Origin of the sequence: Allofournierella sp. (assembly GCF_048388525.1) — a bacterium.
Lineage (GTDB): Bacteria > Bacillota > Clostridia > Oscillospirales > Ruminococcaceae > BQOK01.
The window spans coordinates 1-6,222 of sequence record NZ_DBGCTQ010000023.1; the positions used below are offsets into that span (position 1 = coordinate 1).

The 6,222-nt window shown below is 64.0% G+C and carries 7 protein-coding genes; 2 read left to right on the plus strand and 5 right to left on the minus strand.

Annotated features, from left to right (window positions below; genetic code table 11):
* Positions 1 to 944, minus strand: a 944-nt coding sequence (locus ACMLHZ_RS01985; protein WP_418666139.1) for a hypothetical protein, incomplete at its 3' end; no start/stop codon positions are given.
* Between the two features lie 155 nt (positions 945 to 1,099).
* On the opposite strand from ACMLHZ_RS01985, the gene ACMLHZ_RS01990 reads away from it, so the two are divergent.
* Both ACMLHZ_RS01990 and ACMLHZ_RS01995 read left to right on the plus strand, forming a co-directional pair.
* Complete coding sequence (locus tag ACMLHZ_RS01990) at positions 1,100 to 1,558, plus strand: hypothetical protein (RefSeq protein ID WP_418666140.1); 459 nt, start codon at positions 1,100 to 1,102, stop codon at positions 1,556 to 1,558.
* Complete coding sequence (locus ACMLHZ_RS01995; protein ID WP_418666141.1) at positions 1,552 to 3,264, plus strand: protein kinase domain-containing protein; 1,713 nt, start codon at positions 1,552 to 1,554, stop codon at positions 3,262 to 3,264. The genes ACMLHZ_RS01990 and ACMLHZ_RS01995 overlap by 7 nt, the downstream gene beginning before the upstream one ends.
* A 96-nt stretch (positions 3,265 to 3,360) precedes the next feature.
* Here the strand turns inward: ACMLHZ_RS01995 and ACMLHZ_RS02000 are convergent, their stop codons facing one another.
* The 4 genes from ACMLHZ_RS02000 to ACMLHZ_RS02015 all read right to left on the minus strand — a co-directional run.
* Positions 3,361 to 3,813: a threonine/serine exporter family protein gene (locus tag ACMLHZ_RS02000; protein ID WP_418666142.1), complete on the minus strand. Its 453-nt coding sequence runs from the start codon at positions 3,811 to 3,813 to the stop codon at positions 3,361 to 3,363.
* Positions 3,813 to 4,583, minus strand: coding sequence for a threonine/serine exporter family protein (locus ACMLHZ_RS02005; RefSeq protein ID WP_418666143.1), 771 nt, complete (start codon positions 4,581 to 4,583; stop codon positions 3,813 to 3,815). Before ACMLHZ_RS02005 ends, ACMLHZ_RS02000 begins: the two co-directional genes overlap by 1 nt.
* 15 nt (positions 4,584 to 4,598) lie before the next feature.
* Positions 4,599 to 5,387: an acylneuraminate cytidylyltransferase family protein gene (locus ACMLHZ_RS02010; protein WP_418666144.1), complete on the minus strand. Its 789-nt coding sequence runs from the start codon at positions 5,385 to 5,387 to the stop codon at positions 4,599 to 4,601.
* Positions 5,388 to 5,417: 30 nt separating this feature from the next.
* Positions 5,418 to 6,222, minus strand: an 805-nt coding sequence (locus tag ACMLHZ_RS02015) for a gfo/Idh/MocA family oxidoreductase (protein ID WP_418666145.1), incomplete at its 5' end; no start/stop codon positions are given.

Consider the following 6,222-nt stretch of genomic DNA (forward strand, 5'->3'; position numbering starts at 1 on the left):
GGGTAATCGGGGAATTGAAGGGCCGTGAAACTCACCATCATGCGGAAAAAGTCGAACCCCTCCTCCGCCGCAAAGCGGAATTCCTCCGGGTAGTAGTCCCGGGTGTAATGCTCCGGCCAAAAGTCGCTCTCCGCCTTGCAGGTAAAGCCCACGCCCTTCCAAAGCGGAAGCGCGCCGCCTTTCAGCTCCGGCAGCGCCGGGGCCTGATCGATGCTCTCCCGGCCGATCGTGCTGCGCGCCGCAGCCACCTCCAGCGTGATGTACTCCGGTTCGTCCTCAAAGGAGTCGTAGAGCCGCACGGCCGCCAGAATGGCCTCCTCCCGGGTCAGCGGCTCGCCGCCCCGGAACTCCCACTCCCCGCTGAACTCCAGCAGCGGCTTGTGGCTCAGGCGCGAGCAGCGGTTAAAGCTGAACAGCATCGCCCCCACATAGGCGTCGCCCGCGTAGTCGGTCCCGTTCGGCCCCGGGATCATCACCTCGTCCGGCACAGGGAGAGGGCAGTACGCCGTCTCCTGGTCCCAGGGCGCGTTGCCCTCGGTAAAATAGCCATCGTACAGCGCGTTCATGCGCAGGTCGCCCAGCGCCTCGGCGGCGCACATCAGGTACACTGCCCCGCAGGCGCGGTCGACCGCCTGGCCGGTGCTGTTTTCACACAGGCGCGCCCATTCTCCGGCGGCCCCGTTGTCCCGCAGGGCGATCATCCGCCCCAAAAGCTCCCCCAACTCGGTGTCCAGCACAGGCGCGGAATAGTCCGCCTGCAGTGCCTGCGGTACCAGCCCCAGGGAGATCGCGCGGGCTGTCTCTCTCTGTGCGGGCTGTTCGGCCGCCTGCGCCTGTGCCGGCGGGGCGGCGCTCCCCGCGGGAACCGGCGGCTGCTGCGTGCCGCAGGCGGCAAAAACAACCGGCAGGGCGGCTGCAAAAAGGATGCCGCGTATTCTTTTCATACAAAATCACCTCAAACTAAAAGCATGGAACGGCCCAATTTAAATTGTAGCAGGCCGCGGCCGCCGATCGGTGTGCGCGCTGCACACACGCCTGAAGTTTTATTTGAACCGCGCGCAGAGATGCGCTATAATGGGCTCATCAAGGGGGGCTGCCCATGAAAGATCAAACGCGGCCGGAAATGGTTCCCGGCACCGCCGCTCTGCTGGAGCGGCTTTTCAAGACCGCGTCCTTCGACCACTTTTTACAGCAGAACGAGCAGGCAATGCAGCCGGAGCCGTTCCACCTTTACATCTGCGCCCTGTGCAGGCAAAAGGGCCTTGTTCGGGAACACGTGATCCAGCGCGCAAATATCGAGCGCAGCTACGGCCATCAGATCTTCCGGGGCATCCGCGAGCCCTCCCGCGACAAAGTCCTTCAGTTCGCCTTTGGCTTCGGTCTCAACGTTCCGGAGGCGCAGCGCCTTCTGCGCGCGGCGGAAAAGAGCCCGCTCTATCCGCGGCTCAAGCGGGATGCGGCCATCCTTTTTTGCATCAATCGCGGCGAAAGCCTTGTGCAAACGCAGCTGCTGTTAAGTGACCTGGGATTATCCCCTCTGGGAGGCGCAGAATGCTGAAAGATGAATTTGCACAGGCTTTTTCAGCTGCGGCTTACCCCGGGCCCCTGACCGGGCGCTATGAGCTGCTGGAATGCCTCGGCGCAGGCGAAGGGCGGGAAACGCTGCTCGCGCGGGAGCGCTGTTCCGGCAGCCTTTGCGTCGTCAAATGCTATACCGGCCAGCGGATCGCGGCGGGCCGCAACGAGGCCGCGCTGCTTCGCGCCCTCTCCTGCCCGGCCGTCCCCCGGTACCTCGAGCAGCTCGAGACCGGCTCCATGCTCTGTGTGGTGCGGGAGTATGTGCCCGGCGTCACCTTGGCCGAGCTCTGCCGCAAAGGGCCCCTCTCGGAACCGCAGGTGTGCGGCATCGGCTGCCTTCTCTGCGATGCCCTGGCCTGCCTGCACAGCCAAACGCCGCCGGTCATCCACCGGGACATCAAGCCCCAAAATCTTATCCTTCGCGAGGGCGGCGGGCTGGCGCTGATCGATTTTGAAATTTCCCGCAGCTATCACACCGGGCGCGAGGCCGACACAGTTGTGATGGGAACAAGGCATTTCGCCGCGCCCGAGCAGTATGGTTTTTCCCAAACAGACGGCCGGGCGGATATTTTTTCGCTGGGCATGGTACTCTGCTTTCTCCTCACCGGCGGCACGGATCCAGGCGCCGCCGCGCTGCCGGAGGGCGCGCTGAAGCAGGCGATCCTGCGCTGCACCCAGTTTGCGCCCCAGGATCGGTTTCAGTCTGTGGACGAAGTAAAAGCTTTTTTGTCGGCAAAGCCCCAAAAACCGCCGCGCCGCCGCGCATCGCGCGGGCTTGCGGCTGCCGCGGCGCTGCTTGCACTTGCCGCGGCCATCCCGTTTACAGCATGGATCTCCGGGCGCTCCGGCGGTTTTCGGGAACCGCTCATCGAGCAGGCCGCCCTCGTTTCGCTGGGCCTGCCCCCGGGCGGCCGCCTTACGGCCGAGGATTGCCGCCGGGTCACCTCGCTGTACCTTCTCGGCGCCGAGTGCTGTGCGGATGCCGACGCCTTTTACGGCGGCTTTTACCGGTGGGGAATGTCCGGCTCGATCAAAAGCGACGTCCGCGATCTGCGCGACCTCGAGCGCTTTCCAAACCTCACCGACCTCGGCATCTACGGCGCGCACATCTCCGACCTCACGCCCCTGGCGGCCCTGCCCCACCTCTCCCGCCTCGCCCTGGGCGAAAACGACATCACCGACTGCGCGCCCCTGGCCGGCATGGCCTCCCTGCGCTATGTCCACCTGTTCCATAACCCCCTGGCGGACGCGTCGGCCCTGGCCAAGCTTCCCCATCTGTTCAGCCTGGAGCTCGGCCTGTGCGACGGATATGACCCTGCCTTCCTCTCAGAGATCCATGCCCTCGATTGCCTGGGGGTGGGCAACCTGACCGATTCTTACCGGCAGCTTGCCGGCATGCGCGTGCGCGAGCTCTGGCTCAGCTATTCCGGCTTCTCCGATCTGGCGGACATCTCGCAGGTGCAGGGGCTCGAATACCTTGTGCTGAGCAACACGCCCCTCGCTTCGCTGCAGGGGATCGAGGCCCACACCCAGCTCAAAACGCTGGAACTGTGCGGCACCGCCATTTCAGATCTCACGCCGCTTTTGTCCCTGCCCGCGCTGCAGCAGGTCACCATCAGCGAGTCCATGCGAGCCTGTGCCGAAGCGATCGCAGAAAAGGCGCGGTTCGAGATCGTGATCCTTTGACCCGGCCCCGCCCGGGCCCCCTGCAGGGCGCAAACAAGGTCCGCCCACAAACAAAAGACCCGCCCGGCGCACATTTTGTGCGCCGGGCGGGTCTTTCTATTCATTTTTCATCTTTTTCGCGCCCTGCCGTGGCCGCAGCGGCACCGACATCACCACCGCGATGCCCATGGCCAGGGCCACCGCGATCTTTAAGGTCTCGGCCCCCTTGGCGGCGCTGGCCGCCGTGTCGCCGGTGATAAAGCTGTAAGCCGTGTAGTAAATGCCCGCGCCGGGCACCAGCGGGAAGATCCCCGGGATCAAAAACAGGGTCACCGGCGCCTTGCGCGCCACCGCAAACACCCGTGTCAGGATCGCCAGCGGGATCACCGCCACCAGGCTGGCCGCCACCGGGCTCGGCTGCGCCTGCATCATGCTCCAGTAAAAAAGCCAGCCGGTCATGCCCGCGGCGCCGCAGCACCACAGGTGCCGGTGGGGCACGTGGAACAGCAGCGCAAAGCACAGGGTGCCGAAAAAGGCCGCGGCCAGCTGCACCAAAAGCTCAAACAGCATCACCCGATCCCTCCCGGCAGGCCGGCCGCCGCCAGCAGCACAAGGCCCGCGCCGCACGCAATGCAGGCGGCGGTCAGCAGCGCGTCCAGCATGCGGATCACCCCGGAAAGAAAATCCGCGTCCAGCAGGTCCCGGATCCCCATCGTCAGCGCCATGCCGGGCACCAGGGGCATCAGCGCGCCGATGATGGCTTTGTCCATGTTGCAGCCAAACCCCATGCGGAACAGCAGCATGGTCGCCAGCGACACAAACGCCGCGCCCAAAAATTTTGTGAACAGCTTGTTGGTTCCCCAGCGGCCCAACCCCAGCAGCACCGCCTGCAGGCCCAGACCCACCGCCAGGGCCGCCAGGCCGTCCTGCCAGGCCCCGCCGAACAGGATCGCAAAGCAGGCGCTGCCGAACCCGCAGGCCAGTACCTGCTGGCGGCTGGGGGCATAGGGCATGGCCCGGATGCGGTCCAGCTCCCGGTACGCTCCCTCCAGGTCCACCTTTCCCTGGGCAATATGGCGCGAGAGTGCGTTCAGCGCCTCCACCCGCCCCAAATGCACCTCGCTGGCCGGCACGCTGCGGATCTGGGCTGGGTGCCCCTCTTCCGAGCCGATGCTGGTAAACAGGCCGTTCGTCAGCACATAACCGTGGAAGTTCTGCACCCCCAGGCTTTTTGCCATGATCTCCATCGTCTGCTGGGTGCGGCTCACCTCCGCGCCGTTTTTCAGCATCAGTTCCCCCGCCGCGGTCACCAGATCCAGCGCGTGCTGCTGCTCGTCCATCCCCAAAGCTCCCCTCTAAGCCCGCACGGCCCGCCGCACCGCGGCAAATTCCGGCAGGGTGGCATACAGATGGCCGGCAATGACCTCCATCAGCTTGAAGTCCTCTTCACTGTCGATGTCCAGGATGCCGGTGTCCATCATGGTCACCACATAGGTCTTGGCGTCCCATATGATCCCTGTGGTGTTCTCCGCCAAAAAGCCGCGCCGGTATACATAGATGCTTGCGTTCACGTCGTAGAACACCGGCGCCTGCTGGCGTGCGGTATACGACCCGCTGCCGGTGCCGTCCTCGGGGCGGTTCTCGATCCCCTTTTCAATGTGGTCCCCGCAGTCGCGCACCATGTTGAAATAGGGGTTTCGGCGGCTCTCGGTCACGCTGTAAACCAGATCCAGATCCGGCCTCACGCTTTTCAGCTCATAGGCATTGCGGATGTCCTGGGCGGTGCGCAATGGGCTTGTGATGTCCAGGTCCATCACGTAGTCGTAGGCACAGCCCTGCCGCGCCTCCATGCGGGCGAGGCTGTCCTGGATCACAGCCATTTTTGGGGCGGTGTCCCCCCCCAGCGCCGCCTCCCGGGGCAGATAGGCCACCTCGGGGTATTTTTCGGCCACCAGCGCCGCCAGGGCCTCGCTGTCGGTGTTCAGGCAGATGTCCGCCTGCACACCCGGCATTTTTTCCAAAAACAACTGTGCCGCCGCAAGGCTGTAGTAAACCAGCGGCCGGCCGCAGAAGGTCTTCAGGTTCTTATTTTTGAACCCCTTGCTCCCCGCTCTTCCGCAGATGGTAATGAGCAGTCTTTCCATGCTGATTCCCCTCTTTTAAAAATTCGGCCGTTATTCCCCCAGGGTGAGGCGCAGCACATCCAGCGCCATGCCCGGGCTGTTCACGCTCTCGCCCCGGCCCTGCAGGGCATAGTCCACAAAGTATTCCATCTCCCGCAAATAGCGCTGATTCAGCGGTTCTTCATGGCGCTCCACCGTGCCGTCGGCAAGGGTCAGGGTGCCCGCGCCAAAGTCTGCAGTCACGGTGCCGTCCCTGCAGAAAAGCTCGATACTGCGCCGGTAGGTGCGGCCAAAGTAATCCAGATGGATCTCTGCCAGCATATTGGGGTAGCGGGCAATGTAAACCGAAAGATCGTCCGAGTCGATTTCCAGGTGGGAATAGGTGCCCTTAAAATTATAGCATGCCAGCGGCGGCCCGAACAGATCCACCATGTAGTCCCACTCGTGGATCAGGTCAATGGTCACGCCGCCGCCCATGGCCTTGTGGGCCGAATAGACCTGCCGGTAATCCACGCCGGGGCGCCAGCCCGGCAGATACGAGGAACAGATCACCCGTGCGGAATACGGCCGCAGGCTGCCCAGCAGCTCCTTCAGCGCCAGGTAGACCCCGCACCATCGCATGGGCGCGGCCACATACGCCTTTTGCCCCGGGCCAAGGCCCAGCTGTTCCAGGTCGTAGCCGGTCCCCTCAAAGATCGGCTTTTCAATGAAAAAACAGTCCGCCTTGCCCGCCAGCTCGGCAATGGCGTGGGCATGCAGATGGGTGGGGGTGGTAATAAACGCCGCGTCGTAGTGCCCCAGCTGGTCAAAGCTCACATATTGCGCCCGCAGCTTTTGAGCCGCATCCCCGGGCAGA